Source organism: Paracoccus fistulariae (genome assembly GCF_028553785.1).
Taxonomy (GTDB): domain Bacteria; phylum Pseudomonadota; class Alphaproteobacteria; order Rhodobacterales; family Rhodobacteraceae; genus Paracoccus; species Paracoccus fistulariae.
Window position 1 is genome coordinate 880027 of record NZ_CP067136.1, and the last position, 19774, is coordinate 899800.

General features: G+C 63.8%; 23 protein-coding genes. 8 read left to right on the forward strand and 15 right to left on the reverse strand.

Annotated features, from left to right (window positions below; translation table 11 throughout):
• Positions 1-5: 5 nt before the first annotated feature.
• Positions 6-1430, reverse strand: a complete 1425-nt coding sequence (locus JHX87_RS04345) for a UdgX family uracil-DNA binding protein (protein WP_271882648.1) — start codon at positions 1428-1430, stop codon at positions 6-8.
• Positions 1427-2656 carry a putative DNA modification/repair radical SAM protein gene (locus JHX87_RS04350; RefSeq protein WP_271883462.1) on the reverse strand — a complete coding sequence of 410 codons (1230 nt, stop codon included), beginning with the start codon at positions 2654-2656 and terminating at the stop codon, positions 1427-1429. The genes JHX87_RS04345 and JHX87_RS04350 overlap by 4 nt, the downstream gene beginning before the upstream one ends.
• A gap of 190 nt (positions 2657-2846) precedes the next feature.
• On the opposite strand from JHX87_RS04350, the gene JHX87_RS04355 reads away from it, so the two are divergent.
• The gene (locus JHX87_RS04355; RefSeq protein WP_271882649.1) at positions 2847-3860 is read left to right on the forward strand and encodes a YeiH family protein; all 1014 of its coding nucleotides are present in this window, start codon (positions 2847-2849) and stop codon (positions 3858-3860) included.
• Here JHX87_RS04355 and queF read toward each other — a convergent pair.
• From queF to JHX87_RS04380, 5 genes are all read right to left on the reverse strand, one after another.
• Complete coding sequence (gene queF / locus JHX87_RS04360) at positions 3857-4321, reverse strand: preQ(1) synthase (protein ID WP_271882650.1); 465 nt, start codon at positions 4319-4321, stop codon at positions 3857-3859. The genes JHX87_RS04355 and queF overlap by 4 nt on opposite strands.
• Positions 4322-4339: 18 nt before the next feature.
• Entirely contained in the window at positions 4340-5044 is a 705-nt protein-coding gene (gene queE, locus JHX87_RS04365; protein WP_271882651.1) for a 7-carboxy-7-deazaguanine synthase QueE, read from the reverse strand.
• A complete protein-coding gene (locus JHX87_RS04370) occupies positions 5041-5394 on the reverse strand; it encodes a 6-pyruvoyl trahydropterin synthase family protein (protein ID WP_271882652.1) in 354 nt (117 codons plus the stop codon). The genes queE and JHX87_RS04370 overlap by 4 nt, the downstream gene beginning before the upstream one ends.
• Entirely contained in the window at positions 5394-6095 is a 702-nt protein-coding gene (gene queC, locus JHX87_RS04375) for a 7-cyano-7-deazaguanine synthase QueC (protein ID WP_271882654.1), read from the reverse strand. Before queC ends, JHX87_RS04370 begins: the two co-directional genes overlap by 1 nt.
• 142 nt (positions 6096-6237) lie before the next feature.
• The gene (locus JHX87_RS04380) at positions 6238-6690 is read right to left on the reverse strand and encodes an Hsp20 family protein (RefSeq protein WP_271882656.1); all 453 of its coding nucleotides are present in this window, start codon (positions 6688-6690) and stop codon (positions 6238-6240) included.
• Positions 6691-6882: 192 nt separating this feature from the next.
• On the opposite strand from JHX87_RS04380, the gene JHX87_RS04385 reads away from it, so the two are divergent.
• Complete coding sequence (locus tag JHX87_RS04385) at positions 6883-7644, forward strand: DUF599 domain-containing protein (RefSeq protein WP_271882658.1); 762 nt, start codon at positions 6883-6885, stop codon at positions 7642-7644.
• Here the strand turns inward: JHX87_RS04385 and JHX87_RS04390 are convergent.
• Positions 7565-8749 (reverse strand): MFS transporter, encoded by a 1185-nt coding sequence (locus JHX87_RS04390; protein WP_271882659.1) that lies wholly within the window; start codon positions 8747-8749, stop codon positions 7565-7567. The two genes, JHX87_RS04385 and JHX87_RS04390, sit on opposite strands and share 80 nt — an antisense overlap.
• A gap of 105 nt (positions 8750-8854) precedes the next feature.
• Entirely contained in the window at positions 8855-9214 is a 360-nt protein-coding gene (locus tag JHX87_RS04395) for a hypothetical protein (protein WP_272833836.1), read from the reverse strand.
• Between the two features lie 93 nt (positions 9215-9307).
• Here JHX87_RS04395 and JHX87_RS04400 point away from each other — a divergent pair, with 93 nt between their 5' ends.
• A complete protein-coding gene (locus JHX87_RS04400) occupies positions 9308-10081 on the forward strand; it encodes an alpha/beta fold hydrolase (RefSeq protein ID WP_271882663.1) in 774 nt (257 codons plus the stop codon).
• Positions 10082-10083: 2 nt separating this feature from the next.
• On the opposite strand, the gene JHX87_RS04405 is transcribed toward JHX87_RS04400, so the two are convergent.
• The 4 genes from JHX87_RS04405 to JHX87_RS04420 all read right to left on the reverse strand — a co-directional run bounded on the left by JHX87_RS04405 (position 10084) and on the right by JHX87_RS04420 (position 13146).
• Positions 10084-10404, reverse strand: coding sequence for a hypothetical protein (locus tag JHX87_RS04405; protein ID WP_271882664.1), 321 nt, complete (start codon positions 10402-10404; stop codon positions 10084-10086).
• 41 nt (positions 10405-10445) lie between these two features.
• Entirely contained in the window at positions 10446-10811 is a 366-nt protein-coding gene (zapA, locus tag JHX87_RS04410) for a cell division protein ZapA (protein ID WP_271882665.1), read from the reverse strand.
• Complete coding sequence (locus tag JHX87_RS04415; protein ID WP_271882667.1) at positions 10811-11302, reverse strand: hypothetical protein; 492 nt, start codon at positions 11300-11302, stop codon at positions 10811-10813. Before JHX87_RS04415 ends, zapA begins: the two co-directional genes overlap by 1 nt.
• A 104-nt stretch (positions 11303-11406) precedes the next feature.
• A complete protein-coding gene (locus tag JHX87_RS04420) occupies positions 11407-13146 on the reverse strand; it encodes a BCCT family transporter (protein WP_271882668.1) in 1740 nt (579 codons plus the stop codon).
• A gap of 340 nt (positions 13147-13486) precedes the next feature.
• Here JHX87_RS04420 and JHX87_RS04425 point away from each other — a divergent pair, with 340 nt between their 5' ends.
• The 4 genes from JHX87_RS04425 to hisH are packed head-to-tail and all read left to right on the forward strand — an operon-like array spanning position 13487 to position 16751.
• Complete coding sequence (locus JHX87_RS04425; protein WP_271882670.1) at positions 13487-14140, forward strand: potassium channel family protein; 654 nt, start codon at positions 13487-13489, stop codon at positions 14138-14140.
• Positions 14137-15492 carry a TrkH family potassium uptake protein gene (locus JHX87_RS04430; protein WP_271882671.1) on the forward strand — a complete coding sequence of 452 codons (1356 nt, stop codon included), beginning with the start codon at positions 14137-14139 and terminating at the stop codon, positions 15490-15492. Before JHX87_RS04425 ends, JHX87_RS04430 begins: the two co-directional genes overlap by 4 nt.
• 45 nt (positions 15493-15537) lie before the next feature.
• The gene (hisB, locus tag JHX87_RS04435; protein WP_271882673.1) at positions 15538-16125 is read left to right on the forward strand and encodes an imidazoleglycerol-phosphate dehydratase HisB; all 588 of its coding nucleotides are present in this window, start codon (positions 15538-15540) and stop codon (positions 16123-16125) included.
• Positions 16122-16751, forward strand: a complete 630-nt coding sequence (hisH, locus tag JHX87_RS04440; RefSeq protein ID WP_271882675.1) for an imidazole glycerol phosphate synthase subunit HisH — start codon at positions 16122-16124, stop codon at positions 16749-16751. The genes hisB and hisH overlap by 4 nt, the downstream gene beginning before the upstream one ends.
• Here the strand turns inward: hisH and JHX87_RS04445 are convergent.
• Entirely contained in the window at positions 16723-17517 is a 795-nt protein-coding gene (locus JHX87_RS04445) for an HpcH/HpaI aldolase family protein (protein WP_271882677.1), read from the reverse strand. The two genes, hisH and JHX87_RS04445, sit on opposite strands and share 29 nt — an antisense overlap.
• Before the next feature lie 153 nt (positions 17518-17670).
• Between JHX87_RS04445 and ade the strand changes: the two genes are divergently transcribed.
• Positions 17671-19368, forward strand: coding sequence for an adenine deaminase (gene ade / locus JHX87_RS04450; RefSeq protein ID WP_271882678.1), 1698 nt, complete (start codon positions 17671-17673; stop codon positions 19366-19368).
• Here the strand turns inward: ade and fosX are convergent, their stop codons facing one another.
• Positions 19369-19773 (reverse strand): FosX/FosE/FosI family fosfomycin resistance hydrolase, encoded by a 405-nt coding sequence (gene fosX, locus JHX87_RS04455; protein WP_271882679.1) that lies wholly within the window; start codon positions 19771-19773, stop codon positions 19369-19371.
• Position 19774: the final 1 nt, after the last annotated feature.

The following is a 19774-nucleotide window of genomic DNA, read 5'->3' on the forward strand; positions in this document are numbered from 1 at the left end:
CCACGCTAAGCCAGAATCTCGACGGCCCTGGTCAGATCGGCGCGAAGCTGGGCGCGGGCCTGCTGCGCCTCGACATCCGGCAGGCGCAGGATATAGCTGGGATGCCAGGTAATCAGCACCGGCCCGCCATCCTGCGCAGCCTCGACATTGCCGCGCCGGTCACGGATCGCCGCCGCGCTGCCCGTCACGGCAAAGGCCGCGGTCGCGCCAAGGGCCACGGTCAGCCGCGGCTGGACGAAGCGCCGCTCCAGATCCAGCCACCAGCGGCAATGCTGCACCTCGCCCTGATTGGGCCGTTGATGCAGACGCCGCTTGCCGCGCGGCTGGAACTTGAAATGCTTCACCGCATTCGTCAGCCATACCGGCCCGACCTGCGCCGCCGCCATCTGGGACCGCAAAACCTGACCGGCGGGACCGACGAAAGGGCGGCCCTGCAGATCTTCGTGATCGCCCGGCTGTTCACCGACGATCATCAGCGGCGCGGTGGCATCGCCCTCGCCCCAGACGGTCTGGGTGGCGGCCTCGCACAGCCCGCAGCGCGCGCAAGATCGGGCGACCAGCGCGGCCTCCTCAAGCGTTTGCGGCTGCGTGGGCATGGGGTCTGGCGCAAGCCGCTCAAGAATCCGCTGCGCACGTTCCGGGGCGACGCTGGGCATGGCCTGACGCATCGCCTCGACCCGGCGTTCGGCATCGGCCAGCATGCCGGGGATCAGCCGCGTTTCGGGCAGGTTCTTCCAGTATTTGCGCGGCATTTCAGAGGTCATCGCCGCGATCTTGACCCGCGCCGGATTGAAGATGTTCTGAAAATAGACCGCCCATAACGCCTCGCTGGCATCTTCGGGAAGATCGGGTCGGCTGGGTGGCGGTGGCGCGAAATAAAGCCTGCCACAGTCAAATGTGATGGTCGCTTCCGGCGTCAGGATCGTCCAGTCCATGTCGCCGAAACGCTTGGCAAAGAAGGTGGCCGCACGTTCGGTGATGAAATGCTGCGGCTGGAACCAGGCGGCAAAGCGGCGGCGCGCGCCTGAGCCGGGCAATTCCCGAAAGCGCAGAAAGGCATGCATCTTGTGAATATCGCGGCGCACGGATTTATCCATCGCGTGCAGTTGATGCGTCAGCCGGTCAGCCGGGTTCTGCGCCGCGCGCGGATCCTGCTGATGCCGCAGCAACATCTGATAGCACAGCGCCATCGCCTGTTCGTCGCTGTGGCAGATCACCGAATTCAGCAGCGCGATCAGATCCTTGCTGGCCCGGACCTCGTGCCCGCCCGTCCCGGCAGGCAGGGGCCTGTCGGCCAGCAAGCCCTGAGGCTGATCGAAACGAGCCCATTCCACCTGATCCGCCGGGATCCGGTGGCTGGCCAGACGCCGCGCAGCGTCACGCCACGCCTGCCCCGCGCCCAGTTGCGGCAGCCTGACAAGAAAGCTCATATCAGCGACAGTTGCTCAGGCGGGGGCGCAAATCTTGCGCGCAGATTGGCGCTGTCGGTCAGGCCCTTGGGCGACCAGTCGGGCAGGCTGATGAAGGGCTGCGCCTTCTTCATCAGCGCCCCGATGCGCAGCAGATCGTGATAGCGCAGCAGCCCCGACCGCCGCGCCGCCAGAATCCGCTGCACCGTGCGCGTGCCAAAGCCCGGCACGCGCAACAGCATCTCGCGGCTGGCGCGGTTCACATCAAGGGGAAAGCTGTGGCGGTGTGCCAGCGCCCAGGCCAGTTTCGGATCCACCGCCAGATCCAGATTGCCCGAGGGTGCGGCGCTGGTAATCTCTTCCGCGTCAAAGCCATAGAAGCGCATCAGCCAATCGGCCTGATACAGCCGGTGTTCCCGCATCATCGGCGGCTTGATCAGCGGCAGCGCGGCCGAGCTGTCGGGAATGGGGCTGAACGCGGAATAATAGACGCGGCTGAGCCGATAGCCGGTATAGAGCCGCGATGCCGTGGTCAGGATATGCCCGTCCGTCGCCTGATCCGCGCCCACGATCATCTGCGTCGATTGCCCGGCAGGTGAAAACCGCGCTGGACGCTTGCCGCGAAACGATCTGTCGCGGCTGGCCTCGCGCGCAAGACGGACATCGGCCATGGCGGCGCGAATCGTCTCGGGCTTTTTCTGCGGGGCGAGTTGCCGGATGCTGGCATCCTGCGGCAGTTCGATATTGATCGACAGGCGGTCGGCATAAAGCCCCGCTTCGTCGATCAGCTCCTTGCTGGCCTCGGGGATCGTTTTCAGGTGGATGTAACCCTTGAACCCGTGATCCTGCCGCAGCATCCGCGCGATCCGCACCATATCGGCCATCGTGTCGTCCGGGCTGCGGATGATGCCCGAGGACAGGAACAGCCCCTCGATATAGTTCCGGCGATAGAATTCCAGCGTCAGGGTGACGACCTCGTCGGGCAAAAACCTTGCCCGCTCGACCCGGCTGGAGACGCGATTGATGCAATAGGCGCAGTCGTAAATGCAGAAATTCGTCATCAGGATCTTCAACAGGCTGATGCAGCGCCCATCCGGCGTATAGGCGTGACAGATCCCCGTGCCGCCCGCGCTGCCGATGCCGCCCTTGCTGCTGTCGCGGCGCGTCGTGCCGGATGAGGCGCAAGAGGCGTCGTATTTCGCCGCATCCGCCAGAATGGCCAATTTTTCCTGCAACCCGCGTTTCATGGAACAAAAATAGAACACCCGGGCAGCATGGGCAAGTTGATGAAGGCTAAGCGCGCGATCCTTCCCGCGCCGCCATGTGTTTCGGGACAGTTTCACGACATCCGGCCTTTCCTCTGGCCCTCCGACACGGCAAAGCTGTCGGGCATTGGCCGTCAGGGCCATGACCACCGACCAGATCCCGGATCCTGCCATGCCACGCCCCAGCCTTCCGCACCCCCGCCAGATTGCCCCGCATCTTGTCGCGCTGTGGCCCGGCTTTCTGCTGGCCTGTCTGGTGGCGGCGGCGGCGCGCTTTCTGTCCGAACATTACGGCGCGCCCGCGATGCTGATGGCGCTGCTGATCGGCATGGCCTTCAACTTTCTGGCCGATCATCCGAAAACCGCTGCGGGGTTAGAGGCGACCTCGACCAGCCTGCTGCGCCTTGGGGTCGCGCTGCTGGGCTTTCGGCTGAGCCTGGCCGATCTGTCGGAACTGGGCTGGCGGTCCTTTGCGGTGGTGGTCGGGCTGATGGTGGCGACGATCCTGTTCGGGCTGGCCCTGTCGCCGCTGCTGAAACGGCGCTGGCGCTTCGGGTTGCTGACCGGGGGATCGGTGGCGATCTGCGGTGCCTCGGCCGCACTGGCAATCTCGGCGATCCTGCCCAAAAGCAAGCAGCTGGAACAGGACGCGCTGTTCACCGTGGTGGCCGTCACCGCGCTGTCAACGCTGGCAATGATCTTTTATCCGGCGCTGTTCACCATGCTGGGGATGAACGATGCCGAAGCGGGGTTCATGATCGGCGCCACCGTCCATGATGTCGCGCAGGTGGTTGGCGCGGGCTATTCGGTCAGCGATACGGCCGGCGATGTGGCCACGATGGTCAAGCTGCAGCGTGTCGTCATGCTACCGGTGGTGCTGCTGGCGGTACTGTTGCTGTCGGGGCGCGGCGGGGACGGAGCCGGATCGCTGCGCCTGCCGGGTTTCGTGCTGGGCTTCTTGGCCTGTTTCGCGCTGAACAGTCTGGGACTCGTCCCCGCTGCCCTTGCCGATCTGGCCTCGTCCCTGTCGCAATGGCTGCTGCTGATCGCGATTGCGGCCCTTGGGGTGCGGACATCGCTGGCCGCGCTTTTTGCGCTTGGCCCGCGCCATTTCGCGCTGATCCTGTCCGAGACCGTCTTTCTGCTGGTCATGGCACTGGCCGCCATGACGCTGCTTCTGCCCTAGCCCCGCCCGCGATAGGGCGGCACGCCCTGATCGGGGATCCAGACATCGGTGGGCATTGCGCCGCTTTGCCAGAAGACGTCAATCGGAATGCCGCCGCGCGGATACCAATAGCCTCCGATCCGCAGCCAGCGCGGCTGAAGAAAATCGACCAGACGCCGCGCGATCGAGATGGTGCAATCCTCGTGAAAGGCGCCGTGATTGCGGAAAGAGCCCAGAAACAGCTTCAGCGATTTCGATTCGACCAGCCAGTCTCCGGGCACGTAATCGATCACCAGATGCGCGAAATCGGGCTGACCCGTCATCGGACAAAGCGAGGTGAATTCGGGCGCGGTGAAGCGCACATTATAGCTGACATCGGCCTGCGGATTGCGCACCCGTTCCAGCACCGCCTCTTCGGGGTTTTGCGGCAATTCGGTCTGGCCGCCCAACTGGGTCAGGTTGCTGTAGATCGTCTCGGTCATAATCTCTCCTTTCGCGGATCACACACCGCGCCTGTTGCCCCAGATCAGCACATGCAGCTGCGGCAGGATCCGTGGCCGCAGCCAGCCTCGACCCACGGTCTGATCGACCAGCCACAGCATGCGGTCGGCCAGATCCTGCGGATCGACGGCTTGGGCGGGATCGGTCTCGGGATTGCCGGGCTGCAGGTAAAGCGGCAACCGTGGATAGCGGGCGGCGACATCCTGCGCCCAGTCCAGATCCCGCTGATCGAAAATCACGATCTTCAGGATGCGGTCGGCCCTGCCCGCCGCCTGCAGGCATCTGTCGAATGCCACCCAGTCCACCTGCTCACCGCTGGAGGGGGGCTTCGGCGACAGGACCAGCAGGTCCAGATCCGCAAACCAGTCGCGCGCGACCGACCCCTGAGTTTCGCAGGCAAAGCGATAGCCAAGCGCCCGCCCCTGCGCGATGACCGGCGCGAAATCCTGGATCGCCGGGTTCCCGCCCGAGATCGAGACCATCACCGGCTGACCCCCGGACAGCGCGACGACCCGATCCATGACCTCATCGGGCTGCATCACCTGCCAGTCATGGCGGTACCGGCTGTCCACCGCATGCAGGCTGTCGCACCAGCTGCAGCGATAATCGCAACCGCCCGCGCGGATGAACACCGTGGGCTGACCGATCAGCGCGCCCTCGCCCTGAATCGTCGGACCAAAGATTTCAGCGATGCGCAGGCTCATGGACGATACTCGGCCCAGGTCTTGGGCGTCTCGGACACCCTGACGGCAGCGGTTTCGGGCCAGCGTTCGCGGCACCAGTCAAAGAAATGCCGCGCCAGATGTTCGGCGGTGGATGGCCCGTCCAGCACATCATTCAGATGCCGGTGATCGAAATTCTGGTCGATATAAGACTTCAGCGCCGCCAGTTCGTGGTAATCGCGCACGAAGCCATCGGCATTCAGATCGGACGCCGCCAGTTCCACGAAGACCACGTAATTATGCCCGTGCAGCCGCGCGCATTGGTGATCCGCGGGCAGATGCGACAGTTGATGCGAGGCCGAGAAGTGGAATTCCTTTGCAATCCGGTACATCAGCCCTGCCCCCCGCCGCGCGTGGCGCTGCGCCAGAAATCTGGATCGGCATAATCGGTCGGATCCTCGACCCCGGCCAGATGAAAGGCCTCGCGCCGCTCGACGCAGGTGCCGCAGCGGCCGCAATGGACCTCGCCGCCCTTGTAGCAGGACCATGTCTCCGCGAAGGGCGTTCCGGCGCGGGCACCCGCAACGACGATATCGGATTTCTTTTGCTGCACGAAGGGTACATGCAGCGCGACATTGGCATAGCCCGACAGGGCCGCCCGCTGCATCTTGGCAAAGGCCAGAGTGAAATCGGGCCGGCAATCGGGATAGATGAAGTGATCGCCGCCATGCACCGCCGTGGCCACCGCATCATCGCCCTGCGCCGCTGCGATGCCGAAGGCGATGGTCAGCATGATCGCATTGCGATTCGGCACCACGGTGACGCGCATCGTATCTTCGGCGTAATGGCCATCCGGCACGTCGATATCATCGGTCAGTGCCGAACCGGTCAGTGCCGCACCGACCGAGCGCATGTCGATCAGATGAAAAGGCACCTGCAGCCTGTCGGCGGCGCGGCGGGCAAAGTCCAGTTCCTTGCGATGGCGCTGCCCGTAATCGAAAGACAGGATGCGTGACAGGTTCCCCTGCTGGGCCATCACATGGGCCAGAGAAACGGAATCGAGTCCGCCAGAGCAGACAACAGCAGTTTTCATCTATGTCACCCTTGTTTTGATAACCGGGTAGGCTGCGACCGGCGGGCGGCTGATAGGACACCTGTGGCGATGATGCAAGCCGCGCATCAAAAAGCCCGCCGAAATCGCTCGGCGGGCCAAAGAAAAGGTCAGGGAAAGCGGATCAGGCGTCCAGCTTTTCCACCTTGGGCGCGGATTTCGCGATCTCGATCCGGCGCGGTTTCAGCGCCTCGGGGATCTCGCGGATCAGGTCGATATGCAGCATGCCATCGACATGGCTGGCGCCATCGACGCGCACGTGATCGGCCAGCGTGAACTTGCGTTCAAAGGCGCGCGTGGCGATGCCGCGATGCAGATAGGTCCGGTCCTTTTCCTCCTCGGCCTTGCGGGCCGAGACGATCACGGAACCATCACGCATTTCGACATTCAGATCATCGGCGGCAAATCCTGCCACGGCGATCGAGATGCGATAGGTATTCTCGCCCGTCTTTTCGATATTATAGGGAGGATAGGCCGAGGCCGAGACTTCCGCCGACATGGCACGGTCAACGACATCTGCCAGACGGTCGAAACCGACCGAGGCACGGTAAAGCGGGGTCAGGTCAAAGTTACGCATAGGTTACACCCTTTCAAAGCGATGCATATCATGGTGCCCCCCAATCATCGGGCGGGCGATTGTGGCGCCATCATGGCCGCCACAGAAAAATTTAGGGCAGAAATTGGCGGCTTCAAGACCCGCGTGATTTTCCGATCACGGCCATTTCGCGCGCCCTTTCCTTCCGGCTGCGCGATATCCTAAGATCGCCGCATGCAGCAGCACGTTCTGGATCTGATCACCCAATATCCCGTGGATTTCGCTGCGGCGATCCTGCTTTTCATCACCTGGCTGGGAATCGGCGTCGCGACCGAAAGCCCGCCGGCGGGCAAGCCGTCCGTCTCGGTCCTGATGAAACGCTATCGCCGCGAATGGATGCGGCAGTTCATCGAGCGCGATCCGCGCATCTTTGACGGCAATATTCTGTCAAGCCTGCGCGAGGGCACGGCCTTCTTCGCCTCGGCCTGCATGATCGCGACGGGCGGGCTGCTGGCGCTGATCCGCAATGCCGATCCGCTGCGCGGCCTGACCCAGGGGCTGGAGATCGCGCAACCCGACGGGGTGCCGCTGGAGATGAAGCTGCTGGTGACGATGTTCTTTGTCGTCATTGCCTTCCTGAAATTCGTCTGGGCGCATCGGCTGTTCGGCTATTGCGCGATCCTGATGGCGGCGGTGCCCAATGATGCGCGCGACCCGATCGCGGCCGAGCGTGCGATGCAGGCCGCCGACCTGAACATCACCGCTGCCCGCAGCTTCAATGCCGGGCTGCGCAGCGTCTATTTCGCGCTTGGCTCTTTGGGGTGGCTGATGGGGCCCTGGACCTTGCTGGCCGGGGCCCTTGTCGTGCTTTACGTCACCTGGAGGCGGGAATTCTCCTCGACCTCGCGACAGGTCATCATGCGGTCCCTGCCAAGGCCAGAGATTGCCGCTCGTAACGCAGCGACAGGATCAGAACGACTGCCCCCGCCGCCGTAAGCGCGACACCGACCAGCCCGTTCGAGCCATAGCCATAGCCCGCCCCAAGCGCCAGGCCGGCGACAAAGGGGCCAAGCGCATTGGCCGCATTGAAGGCGGCGTGGTTCATCGCCGCCGCCATGTTCTGCGCAGGTCCGGCGACATCCATCAGCCGCAATTGCAACGGGATCACCAGACCGGCACCCAAAGCCAGCAGGAAGGATGACAGGATCATCAGCGGCCAGCTGCCAACAGCATAGGACGCGAAGGCCTGCGTCAGCGCCATGGAACCCAGGTAGAAGAACATCGCCCGCACCTGGCCAAGCCGCTCGGTCACGCGCCCGGCGGCCCATGTGCCCAGCGTCGCGCCCAGACCGAAGGCCATCAGCGCCACCGGAATCGCCCATGCCGGCGCCTCGGTCGTCTGCAGGATCGCCGATGTCAGATAGGCATAGACGGCGAAAACGCCACCGGTCGCCACCGATCCAAGCGCCAGCAGCCACAGAACGCGCGCATTGGTCAGCGCCTGCAGCTCATCCATCGGGCGCGCATCGGGATTGCCGCCGACACGCGGGGCCAGCTTCAGGATCAGCACCGCAGACAGCGCGGCAATCGCCCCCGGCAGCGCGAAGCCCCACCGCCAGTCCAGCACCTGCCCCAGCCAGCCCGCCAGCGGCACGCCGATGATATTGGCGACCGTCAGCCCCATCAGCACCTGCGCCGCGCCGCGTGCGCGATGTTCGCGCGGCAGGGCATCCGCCGCGTAAAGCATGCCGACGCCCAGAAAACCGCCATGCGGCAGACCGGCCAGAAAGCGCATCGAGGTCAGCACGAACAGCCCCGGCAGAACCGCCGCAAGCAGGTTCATCACCGCGTAAAAGGCCATCAAAGCCGCCAGATAGCGCCGCCGCGGCAGCCTGGCCCCCAGAACCGAGGTCAGCGGCGCGCCAACCACCACGCCAAGCGCATAGGCGCTGATGACATGGCCTGCCTGCGGCTCGGATATGCCAAGATCTGCGGCGAAATAGGGCAGAAGCCCCATTGCCGCGAATTCCGACGTTCCGATCGCAAATGATCCAAGCGCAAGCGCAAGGATCGCGTGACGAAAATCACGATTCTGGTCCATGGTCATGTCCTGAAGAAAAGTAAGGCGCTAACATCGGTCAGGCCCGACGCTTTGGCAAGCCATCGGAGGTGACTTGCAGCCTTGCATCATCTGCAAGGCTGCGGCCTAGATCCCGCCGCGCATCACCATCAGCCAGATCACCACTGCCGCCAGAATCAGCAGCCCGAACATCACCGATGCGGCGAAATTGATCAGCCCGCTTTGCCAGCGGCTGATCTCTCCCAAGGGCTGCAGATATTTGACAAGGGCGCGATGGCCCTGCGTCAGGCGGGGCATGTCCTGCTGACGGGCGATCTTGGGCTGCGCGGCCAGTTGATCGGCCTGTGCCAGCCTGTGGGCGTGTTTGCGCAACCGGCGCGGCAGGGCGCCGCCGCGACGCCGCAGCATGACCTGCAGTGACGGCTGCTCCCCGCGTCGTGCGCCGCCCAGACGCGACACCATCAGGCGCGCGACCTCATCCGCCATCGGGGAAATATCTTCGAATGTTTTTGTGTCGCTGCCCATGGCCACTGTTTAAACGGGATGGTGGCGCAACGCCAGACACCGTAGGATCGCGGCATGAAGCTGAATCACACCATCACCGGCCCCGAAACCGGCCTGCCCGTCCTGCTGGTTCACGGCCTGTTCGGCCAGGGCCGAAATCTAAACGCGCAGGCCCGCAGGCTGTCGCAGACCCGCCGCGTCGTCACTGTCGATCTGCGCAATCACGGCGACAGCCCGTGGGACGACGATAACAGCTATCCAGCGATGGCCGACGATCTGGCCGAACTGATCCGCGAGCTGGGCGGCAGGGCCGATCTGGTCGGACATTCCATGGGCGGCAAGGCGGCGATGGCGCTGGCGCTGACGCAGCCCGATCTGATCCGCAAGCTGGTGGTGATGGATATCGCCCCGGTCGCCTATCGCCACACGCAGACGGGATATATCGACGCGATGGAGGCGCTGGACCTGCCCACCATCGACCGCCGCAGCACGGCCGACAAGGCCATGGCCGCCGATGTGGATGAGCCGGGCGTGCGTGCCTTTCTGCTGCAATCGCTGGACCTGAAATCCGATCCGCCGCGCTGGCGGCTGAATCTGGCGGCCCTGCGCGATCAGATGCCGCAGATCATCGGTTGGCCCGAGGATCTGCCGCGCGGCAGTTTCGACGGCCCGGTGATCGAGGTGATGGGCGAAGAATCCCGCTATGTCACCGAGGAACGGCAGGACGCCCTGCGCGCCTATTTCCCGCAGGCCAAGGTCATTCGCGTCAAGGGTGCCGGGCATTGGCTGCATGCCGACGCGCCTGAGATCGTGGCCGATATCCTGTCGAATTTCCTGGGCGAGGGCTGAATTCAACAGGCCAGATCGACCCGCCCGACGCCGGTATCGCCCGGTAGCCGCGTTGTCAGGCTGCCGGGAATAGACGCGCAGCCCGATGCCTGTTCCGCCGCGCGATAGATCAGCGCGGGCACCCGGTCGCGCTGTCGCATGGTCATATAGCCGCCACGGCGCACGACCTCTGCCCGGTTGAGATCGTGGTAGACCGTGAAGCGGATACCCTCGACCGTCACATCGCCGCGCGAGCTTCCCATCATATCCGGCGACGGGCTTGCGCAGCCCGACAGGGCCAGCAGGGGAATCAGACAGCAAAGAAGCAGGCGAAGATGGATCATACGACGACCCTGCCCTCTTCCGCCTTAAAAAAACGTTAAGATCAGCCGCCTGATTGCTGTTCTTCCAGCCGTTCGGCCAGGGATTCGGCGCGGGCGGCCAGTTCGGCCATGGCCTCTTTCAGATCGGCGGGGATCACCGGCACCTCGACCCGTTCCGGGTTCGATTGCAGACGGTTCAGGTGGCGTTCCGCCTTGGTGGCGCGTTCTTCCATCGTGGCGAAACGATCGGCCAGCATCAGACCCGCCAACAGCAGCAGGCGCGGCTCGGGCGTGCGGCCCGCCTGTTGCAGGATCTGCTGCGCCTCGCCATCCAGTATAGCCGCCGCGCGCTGCAACAGGCGTTCTTCGCCATCCTGCGCGCCGATGCGATATTCCTTGTGCCCGATGGTAAATTCGACCTCGGCCATTAGCTGCCCCCGTCCTGATCTTCGCCGACCGCCTGTCCGGCGTCACCGCCTTCGGCCAGCAAACGCTCTAATTCGCCCATGATATCGCCAAGTTGCGCGATTTCAGCCGCGCGGGCCGCGCGCAGGGCTTCGATTTCCGCCTCCAGCGCGACACTGGCGGCCTCGATCATGTCGCCCTCGCCCGAGGCCGCCTCGATCAGCGCGCGATTGGCCGAGGCCAGATCGTCATTGGCCGCCGCCAGCCGCGCCGCCTGTTCCACCGCGCTGGCCATCCGTTCCTGCCCTGCATCGGCGGGCGTGGCATCGTTGTCCTGCGCGGCAATCCGCGCCTTCAGCCGCGCATTTTCCGCCAGAACCTCATCCAGACGCGACTGAAGCTGCGAATCGTCAGGGACCGCGCCCGGCGCACGGGACGGTCCCGCCTCCAGAAGCTGGTCAATGCGATCAAGCGCGGCACTCAGCCGCCGTTCGCTGACAGAAATCTCGCTCATCGCGTGGTCCTCTCATGGCGTCACAACATCTTGTGACACTGCCTGCGCCATAAAACAAGAACGGGCAGGTTTCCCTGCCCGTTCTGATGGATATCTGCCGTGTTTCAGGCAAGTTCTCGCCTTTCGCCCAGCAGGCCTTTGACCAGCGCCCAGCAGGCCAGAAGCAGGACGATGGTGAAGGGGAAGCCGGTCGAGACCGCCATCGCCTGCAAGGCCGCCAGACCGCCGGTCAGCAGCAGCACAATGGCCACCAGACCTTCAAAGACGCACCAGAAGATGCGCTGCGGCACCGGCGAATTCACCTTGCCGCCCGCCGCGATGGTGTCGATCACCAGCGAACCCGAATCCGAGGAGGTGACGAAGAAGACGATCACCAGGATGATGCCCACAAGGCTGGTCAGCCCCGTCATCGGCAGTTGCGACAGCATCTCGAAAAGCTGCAGTTCCAGCGCGGCGTTGCGGATGCCCTCGAACCCGTCCAGCGTCAGGCTGATGGCCGTGCCGCCAAGCGCCGTCATCCACAGCACCGAGATCAGCGAGGGCACGATCAGCACGGCGGTCAGGAATTCCCGTACCGTCCGGCCGCGCGACACGCGGGCGATGAACATGCCGACAAAGGGTGACCAGCTGATCCACCAGGCCCAGTAGAAGGCCGTCCAGCCCTGACGGAAGTTGTCATCCGTGCGCCCGAAGGGGTTGGACAGCGGGATGATATCTTCCGCATAGCTAAGCAGGTTGCCGAAGAAGCCGGTCAGGATGCTCATGGTCGGGCCGAAAATGATGATGAAGAACAGCAGCAGCACCGCCAGCACCATATTGATCTCGGACAGGCGCTTGACGCCTTTTTCAACACCCAGCACGACAGACATGGTGGCGATGCCGGTGATCACGATGATCAGGAAAACCATGGTCGTCACGGTGTTCGGGATATCGAAGAGGAAGTTGAAGCCCGCAGCCGCCTGACCCGCGCCAATCCCAAGCGAGGTGGCCAGACCGAACAGCGTGGCCAGCACCGCCAGAATGTCGATGATATGGCCGGGCCAGCCCCAGACACGTTCGCCAAACAGCGGATAGAAGACCGAGCGCAGCGTCAGCGGCAGCCCCTTGTTATAGGCAAAGAGCGCCAGCGACAGGGCCACCACGGCATAGATCGCCCAGGGGTGCAGACCCCAGTGGAAGATCGTGGCGGCCATGGCCAGACGCCTTGCCCCCATCTCATCCCCGGCCGCGCCATCAAGCGGTGCCCAGTCGGTGCGCACGCCGTTCTCGATGACAGGCCCACCAAGAGCCGCGTCGAAATGGCCCAGCGGTTCGCTGACACCATAGAACATCAGCCCGATGCCCATGCCGGCCGCGAACAGCATCGCGAACCAGCCCGTCAGGCTGAAATCCGGTGTCGCGTCGGGACCGCCCAGACGGACCTTGCCCAGCGGCGACAGCACCAGCACGATGCACAGCACCACGAACAGGTTCGCGGCCAGAATGAAGAACCAGTCCAGATTACTGGTCAGGGTATTGCGCAGCCCCTCGAACATCGGGCCAAGCAGTTCCGGAAAGAAATAGGTCACGGCGGTGAACAGCACCACCGCTAGCCCCGAGATCATGAAGACCGGGTTGTGGATGTCGAAGGGAACAGCGCCCGTCCCTTCGATATTGTCCTGACCGACCTGATAGTCGGTCTCGATGATTTCCGTCGGTCCCTCGGGCGCGGGAATATCCTCGACGGCGGGTTCGGGCTCTGGCGGCGCCTGGTGCTTGCCTTTCAGCGCCTCCTGCTCACGCAGCCGGTCACCTGGCTGGCCCTTGTGGCCCTTTTGGTTGGGGTTTTTGGGAGGTTGTGCCATCGGTCCCTTTCATCTTCGTTATCGATGTTCGGGGTAAGCTGCGCCATGGCATGCCAACGGACATGCAGCCTTCGCAAATCGCGAATAGCCCCGAACAAGTTTCTGATTCTGCAGTGACGTGTATTTCACATTTATATCAAAATCGCCACCAGCGCAGGAAAAGTGACGTGAAACACGACACTTGCGGGCATAAATCCGACAAATGTGGCACAGGGAACCGGGCTTTCCCGGTTTTTGCCGGGCAGCGCCGCGATCATGCGCGCCCATGGGACCTGCGCAAGATCAGTTGACCCGCCGCGCCGGTGGTGCTCAAACCAGCCCACCGAAGGAGCGATATGCCATGGGCAGGAAGAAACGGAATTTTGTGATTTTGGGTCTTGGCAGCTTCGGCAGCGTCGTCGCCGGGACATTGGCACAATTCGGAAACCACGTGCTAGGGATCGACAGCGACGAAAGACGCGTCGCGGATATGGCCGAAAAGCTTAGCAACGTCGCCATTCTGGACGCCTCTGACGACGCCGCGCTGCGCGAGGCCGGGGTCGAGAACTACAATGTCGCGCTGGTGTCGATGGGCAATGATCTGGAAAGCAGCATCCTGTCGGTGATGAACCTGAAGCTGATCGGGGTCGAGACGATCTGGGTCAAGGCCGATAACCGCACCCATCACCGCATCATGTCGAAAATGGGCGTCGATCGTGTCCTGCTGCCCGATATCGAGATGGGCCGCCACACCGCGCAGATGATGAACAATCCTGCGGTTCAGGATTATGTCTCGCTTGGCAATGGCTATAACGTCGTGAATGTCCGCGTCCCCGAGGAGCTGGACGGCAGGACCATCGCGGATCTGCGGCTTGGACAGGGTATCCGGGCCCTAGGGATGATGCGGGGCACGGAATATATCCAGACGGATCCGGACAAGCGCCTGAAGATCGGCGACCGCCTGCTGCTTCTGGGCCGCAAGCCGGAACTGTCACAGTTCAGCGAGACGTTGTGAGCCGCCGTCGCAGGACGATCTGGAAACGGGTCAGGCAGAGGTTGCACCATTCCTCGCCCCCGGCGGTGCTGGGCCTGGGCTATCTGGTGCTGGTCATTCTGGGGGCGCTGGCGCTGAAGCTGCCCGTCGCGACCACGGCGCCGATCTCGATGATGGATGCGCTGTTCACCTCGACCTCGGCCATCACGGTAACGGGGCTGTCGGTGATCGATGTCGAGACCGGCATGACCTTCTGGGGCCAGTTGATCCTGATCGTGCTGGTACAACTGGGCGGGCTGGGCCTGATGAGCTTTGCGGTGCTGGTCTTTTCGGCGCTTGGGATGCCCATCGGATTGCGGCAGCAGACCTATCTGCGCGAGGATCTGAACCAGACCTCGTTCAGCAGCCTGACCAAGATGGTGGCCGTCATCATCCGCGTGGTGATCCTGGCCGAGGTTCTGGGCGCGCTGGCGCTGGCCTTTGTCTTCGTGCCGGAATTCGGTGTCTGGCGCGGCCTGTGGCATGCGCTGTTCCATTCGGTCTCGGCCTTCAACAATGCCGGGTTTTCGACCTTTTCCAGCGGTCTGGTCGATTACGCCACCAATCCCATCGTCAATATCGTGGTGCCCGCGCTGTTCATCGCGGGCGGGCTTGGCTATGTCGTGCTGTCGGATATGCGCAGGCGCCGCTTCTGGCGGGGCTGGAGCCTGCATACGCGGCTGATGGTGGTGGGCAGCCTGGCGCTGATCGTCGTCGGGGTCGGGCTGACGGCGCTGCTGGAATGGAACAACCCGCGCACGCTGGGCCAATATGCCTCGCCGCTGGTGCGGCTGACGCTGGCCTGGTTTCAGGGCGTCACACCGCGCACCGCGGGTTTTGCGACGACCGATATTGCCGGGCTGCACGATTCCACCTCTTTGCTGTACATGGCGCTGATGGTGATCGGCGGCGGGCCGACCTCGACCGCGGGCGGGATCAAGGTCACCACGATGATGGTGATGCTGCTGGCGACGCTGGCCTTTTTCCGCCGCCGCACGCAGATCTGGGCCTTTGGCCGCTCTATCGGCATGGAGGACGTGCTGAAGGTCATGGCGCTGGTCGCCATCGCGGCGGTGCTGAATTTCGTCGGCGCCTTTGTCCTGATGGCCACCCATGACGGCCAGTTTCTGGATGTCACCTTTGAGGTGGCCAGCGCATTCGGCAATGTCGGGCTGACGCGGAACTACACGCCCGAGCTTGGGCCGCTGGGCAAGATCGTCATCATGGTGATGATGTTCCTGGGCCGGATCGGGCCGCTGACGCTGGGCTTCTTTCTGGCCACGCGGTCAAAGCCGCGGGTGCGCTATCCCGAAGGTCAGCTGTACCTTGGCTGATCCCGCCCGACCCCCTATAAGCGGGCGGCGATGAAAGGAAACCCAATGCGCGACGCAACCATCACCCGCAAGACCGCCGAAACCCAGATCGAGGTGACGCTGAACCTTGATGGCACCGGCACCTTCGACAACCAGACCGGGGTCGGCTTTTTCGATCACATGCTGGATCAGCTGTCGCGCCATTCGCTGATCGACATGACCATCCGCGCCACGGGCGACCTGCATATCGACGACCACCACACGGTCGAGGATACCGGCATCGCCATCGGTCAGGCGCTGGTCAAGGCCTTGGGCGACAAGAAGGGCATCCGCCGCTATGGCAGCTTTCTGCTGGCCATGGACGACACGCTGATCCGCGCCGCGCTGGATCTGTCGGGTCGGCCCTATCTGGTGTGGAATGTCGACTTTCCGTCGCAGAAGATCGGCAGCTTTGACACCGAACTGGTGCGCGAATTCTTTCAGGCTCTGTCCACCCATGGCGGGATCAGCCTGAACATCGCGCGGCTGGATGGCATCAACAGCCATCACATCGCCGAGGCCGCCTTCAAGGCCGTCGCCCGCGCGCTGCGCGAAGCGGTCGAGCCCGATCCGCGCATGGTCGGCGCGCTGCCCTCGACCAAGGGCGCGCTATGAAGGTCGCGCTGATAGATTACGACAGCGGCAACCTGCATTCGGCGCATAAGGCCTTTGAGCTGATGGGGCGCGAGGCCGGGGCCCAGATCGTCGTGACCGCCGATCCCGCCATTGCCGCCCGCGCCGACCGGATCGTGCTTCCGGGCGATGGCGCCTTTCCCGCCTGCCGCGCCGCGTTGGGCGAGGTTGACGGCATGGCCGAGGCCCTGCGCGATGCGGTGCTGACGCGTGGCGTGCCCTTCATGGGCATCTGCGTCGGGATGCAGATGCTGGCCACGACGGGGCATGAATATCGCGAAACCGCCGGTCTGGACTGGATCGGTGGCGATGTGGTGGCGATCGACGCGCCGGATCTGAAAGTGCCGCATATGGGCTGGAATGAGCTGGTGATCGACAATCCGCATCCGGTGCTGGCTGGGATCGCGCCCGGCGATCACGCCTATTTCGTCCATAGCTGGCAGTTCAGGGTGGCCGATCCGGCGCATCTTCTGGCGCATGCCGATTACGGCGGCGCGGTCACGGCGGTGGTCGGGCGCGACAATATCGTCGGCACCCAGTTCCACCCGGAAAAATCGCAGGCTGTCGGCCTGCGTCTGATCAGTAATTTCCTGAACTGGACTCCGTGACGGCGGGGCCGCGCGCCTGTTGCAGCGCCTGGCCCATCGCCTGCGCGAACAGACCGATATCGGTGGCCAGCGAGCCGAAATCGAAGCCCTGTTCCAGCACCTGCCTGACCCGTGCGGCGGATCCGCAATGGATCCCCGCCAGCAGACCCGCCTGTCGGGCCGTGTCCAGAATATCGGCAATCGCGGCCAGAACCGCCGGTTCGCCGGGCGTCAGGCTGGGCTCATAGCCCATCGACAGGCCCAGATCAGACGGCCCGATATAGACCCCCGACAAGCCCTGAACCGCCATGATCTCGGCGCGATTTTCCAGCGCCTCGGCGGTTTCGATCATCGCAAAGACCTGCACCAGATCATTCGACCGACCGACATAGCCGGAATGCAGCCGGGCGGCACGCACGGGACCATAGCTGCGCGCGCCAAGGGGCGCGTATCGCGTCGCCTCGACCAGTGCGCGGGCCTCATCGGCGGTATTGATCATCGGGCAGATGAGACCGGTCGCCCCAGCATCCAGCATCTTCATGGCGATGCCCGGCTCATTCCAGGGGATGCGCACGATCTTGGGCGCGGGGCTGGCCGACATGGCCTGCAACATCTGCACCGCGACCTGATAATCGATCAGCCCGTGCTGCATATCAATGGTCAGCATATCGAAGCCCGTCTGCGCCATCAGCTCTGCCGTGACGCCCGAGGGGATACTGCACCAGCCATTCACCGCCTTGCCTCCGGCTCGGAAATAGGCCCCCATATCCTCGGCTGTCAGTGTCATCGCGCCCTCCATCTGCTTGCGACGCCATCAGGCCATTTGCCTGCGCAAAGGGCAAGATGCCCCGCCCCGGATAGCGCAGACAACTTAGCGGTCGCGAATCACTGACGGCAGCGGCGATAAACAGGGTCAGCACCGTTGACTGAAGGAGAAGACATGTCCGAGCTTGAACGCCGGATCGCCCAGGCGAAGGGCGATGAACCCGCCGATCTGGTTCTGCGTGGCGGACAGGTCTTTGACCTGATGACGGGCACGATGATCGCGAGCGATGTTGCCATATGCGGCGACCGGATCGTCGGCATCGCGGCAGAGTATCAGGGACAGCGCGTCATCGACGTGACCGGGCTGATTCTGGTGCCCGGCTTTATCGACACCCATCTGCATGTCGAAAGCAGCCTTGTCACGCCCTTCGAATTCGACCGCTGCGTGACCCCGCGCGGCGTCACCACCGCGATCTGCGATCCGCATGAGATCGCCAATGTCATCGGGCTGGAGGGGATCCGCTATTTCCAGCGCGCCTCGGAACATCTGCTGATGGATCTGCGGGTGCAGCTGTCCTCTTGCGTGCCCGCGACGGATATGGAGACGTCGGGCGCGCGGATCGAGGCGGATGATCTGCAACAGGTGATGGCGCATCCCTCGGGGATCGGGCTGGCGGAATTCATGAATTATCCGGGCGTGATTCATCGCGACCCGGCGGCCATGGCCAAGCTGCGGCTGTTCGAAGGCGGCCATATCGACGGCCATTGTCCGCAACTGCGCGGCACCGATCTGAACGCCTATATCGCCGCAGGCATCCGTACCGAGCACGAGGCGACGACCGCCGAGGAGGCCACGGAAAAGCTGCGCAAGGGGATGCGGGTGCTGATCCGCGAAGGCTCGGTCAGCAAGGATCTTGAGGCGCTGCAGCCGGTGCTGACAGACATTACCGCGCCCTATATGTGCCTGTGCACCGATGACAGGAACCCGCTGGATATCGCCGATCAGGGGCATCTGGATTACATGATCCGGCGGCTGATCCAGAAGGGCACATCGCCACTGGCCGCCTATCGCGCCGCCTCGCTCTCGGCGGCCGAGGCCTTCGGGCTGAAGGATCGCGGGCTGATCGCGCCTGGCCTGCGCGCCGATATCGTCGCTGTGGACAGCCTGGAAGGCTGTCATGCGCAACTGGTCATCGTCGGCGGGCGGGTGGCCGATGCCGACGCCTTTGCCGCCCGGCAGGATATCGCGCCGGTCGGGCGCGCCTCGGTCAGGGCGCCGCAGGTGGCGGCGGATGATTTTCGCAGCAGCGGCAATCGTAGCGAAACAGATGTGATCGGCATTCTGGAAGGCAAGATCATCACCGAGCATCTGCGCGAAGAGATCCAGCCGCAGGATGGTGACAAACGCCCCGATCCCGAACGCGACCTGATGCGCATCGCGGTGATCGAACGCCACGGCAAGAACGGCAATATCGCCACCGGCTTTATCAAGGGCTTTGGTATCAGGCATGGGGCCATCGCCTCGACCGTCTGCCACGATCACCACAATATCGCCGTGGTGGGCGCGGATTACGATGACATGGCGCTGGCCGCGAACCGGCTGTCGCAGATCGAAGGCGGCTTCGTCGTCGCCCGTGACGGCAAGATCCTGGCCGAACTGGCCCTGCCCGTCGCCGGGTTGATGAGCCTCGAACCATTCGAGGATGTCCGCGACCGTCTGGCCCTGATGCGAGAGGCGGCATACAGCCTTGGCGTGACGCTGGAAGAGCCGTTCCTGCAACTGACCTTCACCGCCCTGCCCGTGATCCCGGCCCTGAAGATCACCGATCGCGGCATGGTCGATGTCGTGAAATTCGAGATCATTCCCGGCTGATCAGCCCTGCCGATAGCGCGCCAGCCGTTCCTGCAGGGTGCCGCTATGCAGTTCGAACAGGTGGTTGTCGTGGTCGTGGAAATAGATCGACCGCCCTTCGCCCACGACGCGCGGCCTGCCTTCGCGCAGGTCCAGCCCCTGATCGCGGATCCGGGTCAGATAGTCGTCGTAATCGGCATCCGCGATCCTGAAAGCGACGTGGTTATAGCTGCGCGTGGGCAAGGGATCGCCCTGCATCACCGCGATCCACAGCCCGGCCAGATCGTAGAACCGCTCGGGCGACAGGGAAAATTCCGCGCGGTCGCTGTCATAGATCCGGCGGGCGCCAAGGATGCCGGTCAGAATCGCCTCCATCCGGTCCAGATCGGCCGCGATGAAGGTCAGATGGCTCAGCCCCTCGACCATG